This window comes from Amycolatopsis sp. NPDC054798 (assembly GCF_053611505.1).
Map to the genome: position 1 here is coordinate 1 of NZ_JBSHAM010000022.1, position 14084 is coordinate 14084.

The 14084-nt window shown below is 72.9% G+C and carries 13 protein-coding genes; 11 read left to right on the forward strand and 2 right to left on the reverse strand.

Annotation, left to right across the window (positions count from 1 at the left end):
* The first annotated feature begins 244 nt into the window (after positions 1-244).
* The 6 genes from ACWGIC_RS16115 to ACWGIC_RS16140 all read left to right on the forward strand — a co-directional run bounded on the left by ACWGIC_RS16115 (position 245) and on the right by ACWGIC_RS16140 (position 6174).
* Positions 245-1060 carry a universal stress protein gene (locus tag ACWGIC_RS16115; protein ID WP_452076704.1) on the forward strand — a complete coding sequence of 272 codons (816 nt, stop codon included), beginning with the start codon at positions 245-247 and terminating at the stop codon, positions 1058-1060.
* Between the two features lie 362 nt (positions 1061-1422).
* Entirely contained in the window at positions 1423-1683 is a 261-nt protein-coding gene (locus tag ACWGIC_RS16120) for a DUF1918 domain-containing protein (RefSeq protein WP_452076705.1), read from the forward strand.
* Between the two features lie 69 nt (positions 1684-1752).
* The gene (locus ACWGIC_RS16125) at positions 1753-2343 is read left to right on the forward strand and encodes a CBS domain-containing protein (protein ID WP_452076706.1); all 591 of its coding nucleotides are present in this window, start codon (positions 1753-1755) and stop codon (positions 2341-2343) included.
* Positions 2340-3218 (forward strand): universal stress protein, encoded by an 879-nt coding sequence (locus ACWGIC_RS16130; RefSeq protein ID WP_452076707.1) that lies wholly within the window; start codon positions 2340-2342, stop codon positions 3216-3218. The genes ACWGIC_RS16125 and ACWGIC_RS16130 overlap by 4 nt, the downstream gene beginning before the upstream one ends.
* Positions 3219-3675: 457 nt before the next feature.
* On the forward strand, positions 3676-5391 hold the full coding sequence (locus tag ACWGIC_RS16135) for a GAF domain-containing protein (protein ID WP_452076708.1): 1716 nt from the start codon (positions 3676-3678) through the stop codon (positions 5389-5391).
* Positions 5392-5451: 60 nt separating this feature from the next.
* On the forward strand, positions 5452-6174 hold the full coding sequence (locus ACWGIC_RS16140) for a response regulator (RefSeq protein WP_452076709.1): 723 nt from the start codon (positions 5452-5454) through the stop codon (positions 6172-6174).
* Here ACWGIC_RS16140 and ACWGIC_RS16145 read toward each other — a convergent pair.
* Positions 6096-7076 carry an Acg family FMN-binding oxidoreductase gene (locus ACWGIC_RS16145; RefSeq protein ID WP_452076710.1) on the reverse strand — a complete coding sequence of 327 codons (981 nt, stop codon included), beginning with the start codon at positions 7074-7076 and terminating at the stop codon, positions 6096-6098. The two genes, ACWGIC_RS16140 and ACWGIC_RS16145, sit on opposite strands and share 79 nt — an antisense overlap.
* Positions 7077-7211: 135 nt before the next feature.
* Between ACWGIC_RS16145 and ACWGIC_RS16150 the strand changes: the two genes are divergently transcribed.
* Positions 7212-8921 (forward strand): sensor histidine kinase, encoded by a 1710-nt coding sequence (locus ACWGIC_RS16150; RefSeq protein ID WP_452076711.1) that lies wholly within the window; start codon positions 7212-7214, stop codon positions 8919-8921.
* A 143-nt stretch (positions 8922-9064) separates the two neighbouring features.
* On the opposite strand, the gene ACWGIC_RS16155 is transcribed toward ACWGIC_RS16150, so the two are convergent.
* A complete protein-coding gene (locus ACWGIC_RS16155; protein ID WP_452076712.1) occupies positions 9065-9379 on the reverse strand; it encodes a dsRBD fold-containing protein in 315 nt (104 codons plus the stop codon).
* 312 nt (positions 9380-9691) lie between these two features.
* Here ACWGIC_RS16155 and ACWGIC_RS16160 point away from each other — a divergent pair, with 312 nt between their 5' ends.
* The 4 genes from ACWGIC_RS16160 to ACWGIC_RS16175 all read left to right on the forward strand — a co-directional run bounded on the left by ACWGIC_RS16160 (position 9692) and on the right by ACWGIC_RS16175 (position 14046).
* The gene (locus ACWGIC_RS16160) at positions 9692-10417 is read left to right on the forward strand and encodes a GAF and ANTAR domain-containing protein (RefSeq protein WP_452076713.1); all 726 of its coding nucleotides are present in this window, start codon (positions 9692-9694) and stop codon (positions 10415-10417) included.
* A 73-nt stretch (positions 10418-10490) separates the two neighbouring features.
* Positions 10491-11255, forward strand: coding sequence for a GAF and ANTAR domain-containing protein (locus ACWGIC_RS16165; RefSeq protein ID WP_452076714.1), 765 nt, complete (start codon positions 10491-10493; stop codon positions 11253-11255).
* A gap of 267 nt (positions 11256-11522) precedes the next feature.
* Positions 11523-11921: a hypothetical protein gene (locus ACWGIC_RS16170; RefSeq protein WP_452076715.1), complete on the forward strand. Its 399-nt coding sequence runs from the start codon at positions 11523-11525 to the stop codon at positions 11919-11921.
* Positions 11922-12417: 496 nt separating this feature from the next.
* Positions 12418-14046, forward strand: a complete 1629-nt coding sequence (locus ACWGIC_RS16175; protein ID WP_452076716.1) for a carboxylesterase/lipase family protein — start codon at positions 12418-12420, stop codon at positions 14044-14046.
* Positions 14047-14084 lie beyond the last annotated feature (38 nt).

Below are 14084 nucleotides of genomic sequence, written 5' to 3' on the forward strand. Positions count from 1 at the left end.
CCCTCAGGGTTCCCCTCACGGACCCGCACCGTCGAGGCTGGTGACCCCCCGCCAAGGCGAGGGCTGAAGCTCTCCTCTGGAACCGATTCGCCTTCGCCGGCCGGACTGCGGACTGGCGCCGGAGGAGCGCTTTCGTCCCTGCGGGAAGGGACTTCAGCCCCTGACGGTGTCCTCCCGTCTGGGCCACCGTGGACCCCGCCGCGGGAACCAGCGGCGAAACAAGAGCGGAAGGGGGAGACGGCCAGTGCCCCGGAACAAACCCGGCAGCACGGTGCTCGTCGGGGTCGACGAGTCGGAAGCCTCGCTCGGGGCGGTCCGCTGGGCGGCCGCGGAAGCGATGCGCCGCGACTGCCTGCTTCAGCTGTTCCAGGCAGGCACCCTGGCCGCGAACCAGGATGCGCGGGAGTGCTTCGCTCGCGCGCACCGATGGCTGAGCCGCGCCGCGCAGGTCGCCGAAGAAACGGCGCCGGGCGTGGCGACCCAGCCGGTGGTCCGGGCCGGGCCCGCGGTCGATCTGCTGGTCGAAAGGTCGCGGTCGGCGTCGCTGGCGGTGCTGGGTTCGCACGGGCTCGGCGGGCGGCGCGGGCCGGCGATCGGTTCGGTGGCGTTGCGGGTGGCCGCGGCCGCGCATTGCCCGGTGGTCGTCGTGCGCGGGCGCGCGGCTCCGGGCGGGGCGGTCGTGGTCGGGGTGGCGGGCGACGAGCGCGTCGGGGGATTCGCTTTCGAAGCCGCGGCGAGCAGGCAGGTGCCGCTCGTCGCGGTGCGCGCCTGGTGCGACCGGCAGTGCGACGGACCCGGGCGGGCCGTCGCGGAGGACCGGGCGCTGCGCGAGTGCATCGCCGCGTGGGCGGACAAGTATCCGGAGGTCGCGGTGCGGGTCCGGGCGGTGCGGGAGCGTTCGGCGGGGCGGGCGCTGCTGGCGGTCGAGGGCGCGCAGCTGGTCGTCATCGGCAGCCGCCGCCCGGAGGCGGTCGCGGGCGGGCTGCCCGGGGCCACCGGGAACCGGCTGCTCGCGCACGCGGGGTGCCCGGTCGCGGTCGTCCGCGGGGCGGTCCGGTGAAGAAGCGGGAGAAAGCCTTGCGGGCACGGGACATCACGACCTGGCCAGAACCGGCTCGTCGGCCTCTGCACCGAGGCGCACGCGCTGGCCGGGCTCCGGACGGGCGGGCCGGGACCGCGGGTGCACGCCGTCATGACGAAACCGGTCGTCCCAGTGGATTTCGACGCCGACCGTCTCCGCGGCGTCCTGGTGACCGACCGCGGCGAGCTGGCCGGGATCCGCTGGTCCGCCGGGACGACCCCATCGCCTCCCGGCTGCGCGGCCACGCCGGGCCCCGGCTCGTCAGGTCGCTCGCCCCGGCCGCAGAACACGTTGCCGCAGCGGAACTTTCCCCACGCCAGTGAGCGAACCGAGGAGGAGCGATGCGCGCGCAGCCCGGCGACTGGCTGAGAGTGAAGAGCCCCCGGGCGGACTTCCCGGAGCAGCACGGCCGCATCGTCGCGGTCGGCACCCCGGAGGGCGGCCCGCCGTTCACGGTCCGCTGGTTCCTCGGCGGCTACGTCTCGACGGTCTTCCCCGGCCCGGACGCGGTCGTGCTCACCGAGGCCGACCGGAGATCCCCTGCGCCGAACGGCGGAACGGCCCGCCGCGGCACTGAGGACGTTGGTCCCTCGCACCGGTGACTCCGGACCGGCGTGCCCGGCCCGCCGCTCGCCTACGTTCGAGCGGGTGCCAGGGAAAGGACGGGCCGGATGCTCGCACGCGACCTGATGTCCTCGCCCGCGGAGACGGTGCGTCCGTGGACCTCCGCCGACGAGGCTGCCGAGATTCTCGCCGAGCGCGGCTTCCCCGCGCTGCCGGTGGTCGACGACGACGGGCGGCTGGTCGGCATCCTCGCCCAGGCCGACCTCGGCCGCGGCCGGGCCCCGGAGCGGCGGGGGCGCCGTCCCGGCGCGATCGAGACGACCGTCGGCGCGGTGATGACCTCGCCCGCCGCCGGGATGCCGCCCGGAGCCCACCTCTCCGAGCTGTGCCGGGCGCTCGTGGACGCGAAGGCCCAGGCGATGCCGATCGTCGAGGATTCCCGGGTGGTCGGCATCGTGACGCGCGGCGACGTGGTCCGCGTTCTCGCCCGCGCCGACACCGCCATCGCGGCGGACGTGCGGCACCGGCTCGAGGCCTACGGCGGGACCGGCCGCTGGAAAGTCGAGGTGCACGAAGGGATCGTGCACATCACCGACCGGTACGACGACGAAGCCGACCGCGACGTCGCGACGCTGCTGGCGCTCGCCGTGCCCGGCGTCGTCGGAGCGGACGCGGCCGGCGACGGGGCGGGCAGATGACCGTCCGGTCCCGCACCGTGCTCGTCGGGATCGGCGGATGGGACGGGGCGGCCGAAGCGGTCCGGTGGGCTGCCCGGCTCGCCGCGGGCCGCGATCTCGAACTGGAGTTCGTGCACTGCCTGCAGACCGCGGCGCCCGCCGGGCCGGAACCGCTTTTCGGCGACGTGCCTGACGTGCCTGACGTGCCCGGCCTCGGGTGCGCCGGGGAGATTCCGGAAGGCGACTCGCTCCTGTTCCGCAACGAGGTGTACACCGACTCCGCGCCCGCCCTGCTGATCGACCGGTCGCGGGACGCCCGGATGGTCGTGCTCGGCCGCACCGGCACCGACGGTTTCACCGGCATGCTGGCGGGCGCGGCGACGGCGGCGGTGGCGAGCCAAGCCGGCTGCCCGGTGGCGGTGGTCCCCGGACGCGGCGACAGCCCCGCTCCGCTCGAGGGACCGGTCGTGGTCGGCGTCGACACCGGCCCGAACAGCGAGGCGGCGCTCGCGGCGGCGTTCGAGGAGGCCAGTTTCCGCGAGGTCCCGCTCGTCGCGGTGCACGCCTGGGCCGACGTCGTCTGCGACGCGATCGAGCGCACCGCGCGCCCGGCGGCGGAGCGGGAAACCCGGAGCGGGCCGGTCGAGGAACGGCTGCTCGCGCAGCGGCTCGACGGCTGGCAGGAGAAGTACCCGGACGTCGAGGTGCGCCGGAAGCCGGTCCGCGACCGGCCGCGGCAGGCGCTGCTCGGCGAGTCGGAGCGGGCCCAGCTGGTCGTCGTCGGCAGCCGCGGCCGGGGCGGGTTCGCCGGGATGCTGCTGGGGTCGACCGCCCAGGCGCTGATCCACCACTCCTCGTGCCCGGTCCTCGTGGTGCGGCCGGAGGCGCGGCGCTGACCGCACGGAACGGACCAGCGCGCCGCGCGCGAATAGCTGGCGAAATGACAACAACTGCGGGAATACGGGAATGCCCGAATGGAGCAACCGGCAATTTCGTCCCGGTCCGCCGTGATGACCGGAATTTCCCCCGGACGTACCATTCCGCCGCCGTTCGCACCCGCCCGCCGCGGCAGGGCGACGACGCCGCCCGGCCTGGTGGCGCAACTCCGGAAGGGCTCGTTTCCGCCGTGCTGCCAACGGAATCTCCGCAGCGGCTCCCGGCGCGGCCGCGGCCGTTCCCCGTTACGATTTCCCGTCCGGGAGAGAACCCGGCACGCTCGTTTTCCCGTGCACCGCCGAAAATCGCCGCCACGCCCTTTTCCCGCGCTTGACGGCCCCTCGCGCGAACCGCAAGACTGAATTGCCGGTGGCGCCGCGCGGCCGGGACGCGGGGGCAGCAAGGGCAGGAGCCGGGGTGAACGAGCGGGACGCACCCGAACAAGCGAGGCTGACTTTTCCCGATCAGCCGAGGACGGAACTGGACCAGCTCCTCGGCGAGCTGGTGGAACGCGCCCAGGAGGTCATCAGCACGCAGGGCAGGCTGCGCGGGCTGCTGCGCGCGACCCAGTCCATCACCGGCAGCCTCGCGCTGCCCGCGCTGCTGCGCCGTCTCGTGGAGTCCGCCCGCGAACTGGTCGGGACGCGGTACGCGGCGCTGGGGGTCGTCGGGCCGGACGGGCGGCTGATCGAATTCGTGCACACCGGGATGGCCGCCGAGGCGGTCGAGCGGATCGGCCGCCCGCCCGAGGGCAAGGGCCTGCTCGGCGCGGTCGTCGAGGCCCAGCGGCCGGTGCGGCTGGCCCGGCTGCAGGACGATCCCCGCTCGACCGGGTTCCCCGAGGGGCATCCGCCGATGACGAGCTTCCTCGGCGTCCCGGTCCGGGTGCGCGGAGAGGTTTTCGGCCATCTTTATCTCGCGGACGCGGAACAGGGCCAGTTCGGCGAGGAGGACGAGCAGCTGGCGCTCGCGCTCGCCGCGACGGCGGGCAGCGCGATCGAGAACGCGCGGCTGTACGAGACCGCTCGCAATCAGCAGGAATGGCTTCGCGCGTCCGCCGCGGTGACCCGGGAGCTGCTGTCGGCGAACGTCAGCGATCCGCTGGGCCGCGTCGTGGACTACGCCCGGGCGCTCGCGTCCGCGGACCTGGTCTCGCTGAGCCGCCCGGCGGAACGGGAGGGCTGGCTCCGCGTCGAGCGCGTGGCCGGGGTGGGCGCGGAGCAGCTGGCCGGCCGGGAACTGCTCATCGAGTCCACCGTGTCCGGCACGGTGCTCGCCAGCGGCGAACCCAGGATCGCTTCGTGGCCGGACGAGCTGTCGCGGCTGGCGGTGCCGTCCGTGCTGACTCTGGACCTCGGCTCGGTGATGCTGGTGCCGCTCGCCGGGAACGGCACGGTGGCCGGGGTGCTGACCGCCGCCCGGATGGCCGGCCGTCCGGCGTTCACCGCCGACGACCTGGAAATCGCCGCCTGGTTCGCCGGCCAGGTCGCGGTGGCGCTCGAACTGGCGCAGACGCGGGCCGAACGCGAGGACGCCGCGCTGCACGACGAGCGCGACCGGATCGCGGCGCGGCTGCACAGCGAAATCCTGAGCCGGCTCTACGCCGCCGGGCTGTCGCTGCAGACCTCGGCGGGGCTCGCGAGATCAGGGGTGGTCGCGACCCGGCTGCGCGAGACGATCGCCGACCTCGACGACGTGATCAATCACGTGCAGCAGGCCGTTTTCCGGCTGGACGACGTGGTGCCGCCCGCTCCGGAGCCGACCCGCGACCAGGTGCTGCGGGTGCTGGCCAAGGCACGGGAGGACTGGGGGCTGGCGGTGTCCACGCAGCTGACCGGGAAGCTCGATCCGGTGCCGTCCGACGTCGTGGTGCCGTTGCTCGCCGACGCGCTGCGGCTGGTCGCCCGGCACACCTCGGCCGAAGCGGTGGAGGTCGAGATCCAGGCGGAACGCGCGCAGACGACGGTCACTGTCCGGTACGAGGGCGCGGGCGACGTCGCGGTGTCCGCGGCTCCCGGGCTGGCCGCGCTGGCGGAACAGGCGAGCCGCCGCGGCGGGACGCTGACCGTGGCCGGCGGTTCCCGGCTGAGCTGGTCGGTGCCGGTGAAATCCCAGCCGCCGCCGGGGGAATGAGGATTTCCGGCCGGGACCGGACCGCGGTGCACGAACGAACCTGGAGGTGGTAAGAGACCGATGCTGCGGGTGTTCCTGGTGGACGATCACGAGCTGGTCCGGCGCGGGGTCGCCGACCTGCTGGAAGAGGACGCGGAGATCGCTGTGGTCGGCCAAGCGGGCGACGTTTCGCAGGCGCTGGCCCGGATTCCGGCGCTGCGTCCCGACGTGGCGGTGCTCGACGTGCGGCTGCCCGACGGCAACGGCGTCGAACTGGCCCGGGAACTGCGGTCCCGGTCGCCGGACGTGAATTGCCTGATGCTCACCTCCTACACCGACGAGCAGGCGATGCTCGACGCCGTGCTGGCCGGCGCCAGCGGCTACGTCGTCAAGGACATCACGGGGACCGACCTGATCTCGGCGGTCCGGGACGTCGGGGCGGGGAAATCGCTGCTCGACGCGCACGCGGCGGCCGCGTTGATGACGAAACTGCGCGACAGCGCGGAAAAACAGCGCGGGCCGTTGGCGAACCTGTCCGAACAGGAACGCACGCTGCTGGGCTGGATCGGGGAGGGACTGACGAACCGGCAGATCGCCGAGCGGATGTTCCTGGCGGAGAAAACGGTGAAGAACTACGTGTCGCGATTGCTGACGAAGCTCGGCCTGGAGCGGCGCACGCAGGCGGCGGTGCTCGCGACGGAACTGCGCGACCGTCCTGGCGGCGGTCAGACGTTGAGCGGCGACGGCGCGACGAGGACGTCCTCCAGCGCCCGGCGCGGCGTCCGCGGAACCGGGGCGCCGTAGCCGAGGCGCAGCACGATCTGCGGCCAGAGCCCGCCGCCGAGCAGGTCGCGGAGCTTGGCGCGGATGGCGGGCACTTCGACGGGCTGGGAAATAAAAGACGCGTCGATCCCGTGGGCGGTGGCGGTGAGCAGGACGCGTTGCATGGCCTGTCCGGCGCGGAGCCGGTCGGTCGGGGTGTCGCCGAAGGTGCCGATCACGACCACCAGCGGCGGCGCGCCCGGCGCGCGGGTGCCGCCGCCGTAATCGCGCAGGACCCAGCTGTCGTCCGCGGTGACGGCTCCTCCGGCGGAGAACGGCACGCCGTCGCGCCGCCCGCGCCCGCGTCCGGTCCAGCGCTGCCATTCGGACCGGAAGGCCGCGTCCTGGGTCTGGAGGCGGTGGCTTTCGCGGATCAGCTCCTTGAGCCCGGCGAGCTGGTCCTCGTCGAGCTGCGGCAGCCAGGCGTGCTCGACCTCGGCCGCGTGCCGCAGAGCCCCGAGCGCGCCGGCCGGAACCGGTTTGGCGACGAACGGCGTGCGGTTGGTGCGCCGGCGGGGGATGGCCTCGGCGAGGGAGGCGAGCTTGCGGTCGGTCGCGGCGGCGGCCCGCGGCCGCACGAGGGCGAGCAGGTCGGGGTCGCCGCGGCGGGGGAAATAGGCGACGGCCGGGTGGACGCCTGCCGCGTGGATCGCGGTGCGCAGGTTGAACAGCGCGGCCCCGCAGGACAGCAGCAGCTCGCGCCGGTCCGGGTCGGCGACCGGCAGCGTGCGGTCGGCGTCCGCGTGCACGCCGATGTCGTCCGGCCCGACGCTGAACAGCCAGGGCTGGGTGTTGTGCGTGGACGGAGCGAGCGTGGCGCACCGCAGCACCGACACCACCTGTTCGGCGCTGAGCAGGCCGGACGGCGCCACCTGAAGGGTCATCTTTTTCTCCGGGGCAGCGAAAGGCGGGACACTGTGTCGTGCGCGAGCATTCGCTTCAGCATGCTTCCCCCGTCGGGGGCCGCACAGGGGCGAAAGTCATCTGTCTGCGGACGCCGAGCGCTGAAAGCAGGTCTGATGCCGGAAACCGGAGAGGGCTCCCGGAAGCTGTCCGGAAGCCCGTCGCAGTTGCGGCTGCGGGACACGCTGCGCGATCTCCAGGAGCGGATCGAGGTGCTGATCGGCACCCGGGACAAGATGGACGGCCTGCTGGACGCGGTGCTCGCGGTCGCTTCCGGGCTCGAACTGGACGCCACGCTGCGCCGCATCGTGCGGGCCGCGGCGGAACTCGGCGAGGCCCGTTACGGCGCGCTCGGCGTGCTCGACGACGACGGCACGCTGGCGGAGTTCGTGTACCGGGGAATCGATGCCGGGACCCGGGAGCGGATCGGGCCGTTGCCGGAGGGGCACGGCCTGCTGGGGCTGGTGATCGACGACGTGAGGCCGTTGCGGCTGGAGGAGATTTCGGCGCATCCGGCCTCGGTGGGGTTTCCGGCGAATCATCCGCCGATGCATTCGTTTCTCGGGGTGCCGGTGCGGGTCCGCGACGAGGTGTTCGGGAACGTCTATCTCACCGAGAAGAAGGACGGGGCGGCGTTCACCGACGACGACGAGGTGATCGTGCAGGCGCTGGCGGCCGCGGCGGGGATCGCGATCGAGAACGCGCATTTGTACAAGCAGACGCGGCTGCGGCAGCGGTGGCTGGGGGCGACCAGCGAGGTGACGACGGAACTGCTCGGCGGCGCCGATCCGGTGGACGCGCTCGAGCTGATCGCCGGGCGCGCGCTGGAGCTGACCGGTTCGGACGTCACGATGCTCGCCCTGCCCGGCTCGGGCAGGCTCGACGCCGACGACGAAGAGGACGCCGATCCAGCGGAACTGACGGTCGCCGTGTGCGCGGGCGGCGACGACCTCATCGGACTGCGGATGCCCGTCGCGGGGACGGTGCCGGGCGCGGTGTTCCGGGACCGCACTCCGCGGCGGATGGCCGAACTGCCGCTGCCGCACGGCCGCAGTCCCGCGCTGGTGGTGCCGTTGCGCGCTGGCGATCACACCTCAGGGGTGCTGATCGCTGTGCGAGAGCCGGGTGCGCCCGCGTTCGAGACGGCGCAGCTGCCGGTGCTCGCGTCGTTCGCGGACCAGGCCGCGCTGGCGTTGCAGCTCGCGACGCAGCAGCGGGCGGCGCGGGAGCGGGATGTGCTGTCGGATCGGGACCGGATCGCGCGGGATCTGCACGACCACGTGATCCAGCGGTTGTTCGCGGTGGGGCTGGGGATGCAGAGCACGCAGCGCCGCACGAAGGCGCCGGAGGTGCAGCGGCGGCTGCAGGAAAGCATCGACCAGATGCACGAGATCGTGCACGAGGTCCGGACCGCGATTTTCGATCTGCACGGCGGCGCGGCGGGCGAGGTCCGGCTGCGCAACCGGTTGCACGACGCGATCGCGGAACTCACCGACGACGCCCCGCTGCACCCGGCGGTCAGCATGGCCGGTCCGCTCGACGCGGTGCCCGCCCAGCTGGCCGAGCACATGGAGGCGGTCGTGCGGGAGGCGGTCAGCAACGCGGTCCGGCACGCGGGCGCGTCAGCGCTGTCGGTTTCGGTGGCGGTGCGGGACGAGGTGGTGCGGATTTCGGTGACGGACGACGGGAGGGGAATGCCGCGGGACGTTTCGCCGAGCGGGCTGGGGAATCTGCGGGAGCGGGCGGAATCGGCGGGCGGGGAGTTCACGGTGGGGGCGCGTCCGGGAGGCGGGGTGCGGCTGGACTGGTCGGCGTCGTTGCACTGAGCCGGAGCGGACGGCGGCTGCTTCCGGCGGTTCCGGGCGGGATCGCACCGCACACGTCCAGCGCGGGCACGCGGGCGCGGCGAAGCGGAGCGGGGCCGCGCGAGGGCGTTTCGCCTGGCTGGCCGGGGGAACGGGCGGGAAGGTCACGCCCGGAGCGCGTCCGGGCGGTGGTCCGCGCTCCGGCTGGCCGGCACCCTCGCGCTGAGCTTGCTCATCTCGGCGTCGACGTCCATGGCGACCGCTTCCAGCAGTTCCTGGGAGAGATCGCAGAGGGCGCGCCCGGCGGCGAGGTAGCCGGCCACGTGCGTGAGCCCGCGTCCCTCGACCGTGCCGTGCGCGAGGCCGTGGCCGGAGAATTCGTCCCCGTCGGCGGTCCGCAGCACCGCTTGGGCTCGGGTGTAGTGCACCGTCCGGTCGAACGCGATCGCGAGTGTCCACTGCCGCGGGGTCTCGGTCATGTCAGCTCCGTTCCGCGTCCACCGTCGCAGGCCGGGCCGGGGAGAAAAAGGGCCGGAAGTCCTCTGCGCGCCCTCGGGTTCCGCTGTCGAGGGAAAGCACCGGAGGCCACCGGCGCCGGAGCGTGCCTTCATTTGTCCACTGTGGACTTCTCGGACGGGAGGGCAGGCGGCCCTTCGCGCGCGGCGACTGTCCATTGCGGACGGAACGGAGCCCGCGGCAGTGGGCGGCCGGGCCGGAGTAAGGTGGGGAGGCCGTTCGACGCTGCCGCGGAACTCGGCAGGTGCTGGAACCGGGAAGGCGGTGAACGGGCAGTGACGGAAGTCGGGGATTTCGCCGAGGCGGTTTCGCCTTTGCTCCCCGAGCTGCTGGCCGCGCTGCGCGAAGGCCGCGACGCCACAGTGCCGCTGGCCGGGGTGTGCCGGTCGGTCGTCGAGCTGATGCCGGTCGACGGTGCCGCTGTTTCGCTCCTGGTCGGGGGAAGGCACCGCATGCTCGTGCTCGCCAGCGATCCGGCGGTCGAACATCTGGACACGGTGCAGTTCAGCCTGGGCGAGGGTCCGTCTTTCGAAGCGTTCGAGACCGGCAGGCCGGTTCTGGTCCCGGACCTGTCCCAGAGTCTTCCCGCGTCGTGGCCGGTGTTCGCCACGGAAGCCGGGGCCGCCGGGTTCCGCGGCATATTCGCGTTCCCGCTGCGGCACGGGGCGGTGAAGCTCGGCTCGGTGGACACCTACCGGCGCGCCCCGGGCCTGCTCTCGGACGAGGAGCTGGCGACGATCCTGCGCGGGACCGACCTCGTGACCAGCGTGCTGCTGGCCGTGGTCTCCGAGGGACGCGCCGGGCAAGCCTGCGACGGGCTGGTCCGGGAAGGGGCCGCGGTGCACCAGGCGACCGGGATGGTGATCGCGGAGTTCACCATTCCGGCGGAGCAGGCACTTGCCCGATTGCGGGCGTACGCGTATTCCAAGGGAAGACTGCTGGACGAGGTCGCGCGCGACCTCGTCGCGCGGCGACTGCACCCGAGGGAACTCGAAGCGTGAAAAGCCGGGCGGACCGCTGGGCTGCCGGCGAGGCAGGCGTGCGGACGCCGCCGAGGAGAGGGAAGAGGCACCGATGAACGACAGGTTCGCGGGCGTGGTCGCGTCATCCAGCGAGAACGAGCTGTTGCGCGCGTTCGTGGACATGGCGGACACGCTGGTCGACCAATACGACGTGGCGGATTTGCTGCACCGGCTGGCGGAATACTGCGTCACGCTGCTCGGGGCCTCGGCGGCCGGGCTGCTGCTGGCGGACCAGCGCGGCGGACTGGAGGTCGCGGCTTCGTCGGACGAGAGCAGCCGGGCGCTGGAGCTGCTGCAGCTGCAGACCGAGCAGGGGCCCTGCCTGGACGCCTACCGCAGCGGCGAGTCCGTGCGGATCGAGGACTTGACCGGGGAGACGGCCCGGTGGCCGGTCTTCGCCCCGGAGGCGGCCGCGGCGGGATTCCGGTCCGTCCAGGCGCTGCCGTTGCGGCTGCGCGGGCAGGTGATCGGCACGTTGAACCTGTTCGGCCGCGGTGCGGCCCCGGTGTCCGGTCCGGCGCTGAGCGTGGCCAGGGCGCTGGCGGACATCGCGACGATCGGGATCCTGCAGGAGCGCGCCATCCGGCGGGGGGAACTGCTGACCGAGCAGTTGCAGTACGCGCTGAACAGCCGGGTCGTGATCGAACAGGCGAAGGGCGTGCTGGCGCATGCCGGCGGGCTGGAGATGGAGACGGCTTTCGACCGGCTGCGCGCTTACAGCCGAGGGAACAACGAGCGGCTCAGCGAGGTGGCCGGCGCGGTGGTGCGCAGCGAACTCCGGCCGGAGCAGGTTCTCGGCGGCCGCGGCGCGAACTGAGTCCCGGGCGCGAAGCGTCACCCCCGCGCGCACCGGAATCCACCCGGAACGACGCCGCCGGTCCCGCTCTGTGCACCGGAAACGCGGGCGAGCGGGTGCGGCGGCCCCAACGGACGTCTTGGCAACGCCGGGCGGCGGCGGTTACGGTGGGTTTCCCTGGCCGGGTCACGACGGGGGCCCCGCCGGGGAACGTGCAGATGCCGCGTGCCCCAGCCCCTGGCTTTCTGACATCTGCGACATGGAACCCGTGACTGTTCGGAGTGTCTGATGTCGCGTCCCTCTCCCGAAATGGCTTTCCGCGTTCCGCGCCGGGAAGCGTGCGAACACTGCGGCGAGCAGATCCCGCCCGGGAAGCTGCAGACCGCGCTCGTTCCCGATTCCTCGCGCGTCGATTCCGCCGATTTCGCCCGGCACGGCCAGCGCCTCGTCTACGCGTGCGGCGACGAGCACATGACCCTGCTGGTGGAACACGCCCGCGAGAACTGGGTCGACGGGCAGTGGTGGTTCGGCCTGCTCTGCCAGGCCAGCCGATCCGCCGCGCGGGCTTCGCTGCCCGAACTCGCCCACCGGGCCCGGCTGTCGGACGGGCAGCTCGACGCGGCACTGAAGTGGAACGCCGGCGAGGCGTGCCCGCTGCGCCGCCTTCCGGGCGGGCAACCCTGCTGACCGCCCGGCTCGTTCCCGGATTCCGGCACGCCTCGGTGATCCGGGACTCGCTTTCGAGGTCCTGCCAACGGTAGGGACGCGCCGTTGCGGGCGGGGAGGGCCGAAGGTCCCGAAGGGAAAGGCAGAGGCCCGAATCGGACAGCGGGCCGGACGCTCGCCGTTTCCGCCTGCGGATTCCAGTGTCGCCGCCGGGTCGGATCGGCGATATCCGGCGAACGGAATCCGCATCCCCGACAAAGACCATTCTGCCCGGGAATTTGACAGTTTCCGCGCGACCGAACGGAGGTTGTGCCTTTTCCCGCGACGCCCAGACTGGGGCCAGGCGGGAACGAGCGGTCCGTGCCGTTCCCGTGGCAGTGGCCCGGTGGCCGCGCGGCGGCCATCGGCGAGGTCGAGCCCATGCCGGCAGGCCGCCCGTTCGGTGCGCGGATGCCGTTCGTCGTGTCTCGCGCCCTCCGTCCGGCCCTTCCGGCGAGGCGGGAGTTGAGGAGGACGGATGAGACTCGACGGAAAGGCGGGCGCCGCACTGGCGGCGGTCGCGCTCGCGGCGACGTCGCTGGCCGGTTCGGCGTCCATGGCCAGCGACCGGGGCGGCGCCGCGCCGCCCGCGCCGGCGTGCTCGCCGAACACGACGGTGGCGACCGACGACGGACCGGTGTGCGGGATCGCCGGACCGGATGTTCGGTCGTGGGAAGGGATCCGCTTCGCCGCACCGCCAGTGGGCGACCTGCGCTGGGCCCCGCCGCGGCGGCCGGCGAAGCGGACCGAGACGTTTCCCGCGACCGCGCCCGGCAACGCGTGCCCGCAGCTGCCCGGCCTCGGCCCGGGATCGGACACCGAGGACTGCCTGAACCTGAACGTCCGGGTGCCCGCGGACGCCGGGCACGGACCGCTTCCGGTCATGGTGCAGCTGCACGGCGGCGGATTCCTTCTGCTGCAGGCGCAAAACGCGAGCCGGCTGGTGACCGAGGGCCGCGTGATCAGCGTCGAGGTCAACTACCGGCTCGGGATTTTCGGGTTCCTGGCCCACGAAGCGTTCGGCGAGCACGCGGGCGACTACGGGCTGCAGGACCAGCAGGCCGCGCTGCGCTGGGTGCAGCGCAACATCGCGAAGTTCGGCGGCGATCCGCACAACGTCACGATCTACGGCGCTTCCGCGGGCGGTTCGAGCGTGTGCGACCACACCGTTTCGCCGACCGCGGCGGGGTTGTTCCAGCGCGGCATCAGCCAAAGCGGCGAGTACAACTCGTTGCTGGGCAAAGACATCCAGTGGCAGCCGCAGGACTGCAAAGCGGAGCTGCCCGACGAGGAGCAGGCACAGCAAGCCGGGGCGCGGTTCGCCAAAGCGCTCGGGTGCGAGGCCGACGCCGGCGCTTGCCTGCGCCAGGTGCCCGTGCAGACCCTGCTGAAACAGGCGGGCAACGGGATGAAGCCGGACAGCGGCACGATCGCGCCGATCGTGAACGGGACGACGCTGCCGATGTCGCCCGGAGAAGCGTTCGAGCGGGGGAAGGTCAACGACGTGGCGCTGATGCACGGCGTGGACCGCGACGAGGTCCAGCTGCCGTCCGCTTCGACGCCGGCCGATTACGAGAAAATGGTGGCGCAGCAATACGGCGACCACGCGCAGGACGTCCGCGAGACATATCCGCTGAAGCGTTTCCCCGCGCCGGCCCCGTTCCTCGCTTTCCGGACCATCGTCGCGGATTCCAATTCGGTGTGTCCCGCGCTGGTGAACGACGAACGGCTGGCCCGGCACATCCCGGTGTACGCCTACCAGATGGACGACGCCGACGCTCCGCCGGCGTTCTTCGTCGACCGCACCAAACCGAACGGCGCGTACCACGTCTCCGAAGGGATGCTGCTGACCCCGCCGCCGGGAATGCAGCTCAACCCCAACCAGAAGGCGCTCTCCGACCAGCTGGTGGCGCAGTGGACCGGCTTCGCGCGCACCGGCGATCCCACCGTGGACGGCACCCCGAGCTGGGAGCCCTACACCGAGGACAACCCGGTCGTCATGTCGCTCAACGCCGCCGGGGACAGCCAGCTCACCACTGAGATCCCGCGTCAGCACCACTGCGGCGAACTCTGGGACTCGCTGACCCCGTTCTCCCAGCGCCGGTGAACCGCTGGTGCCGGCGGGTTTTCGCCCGCCGGCACCGG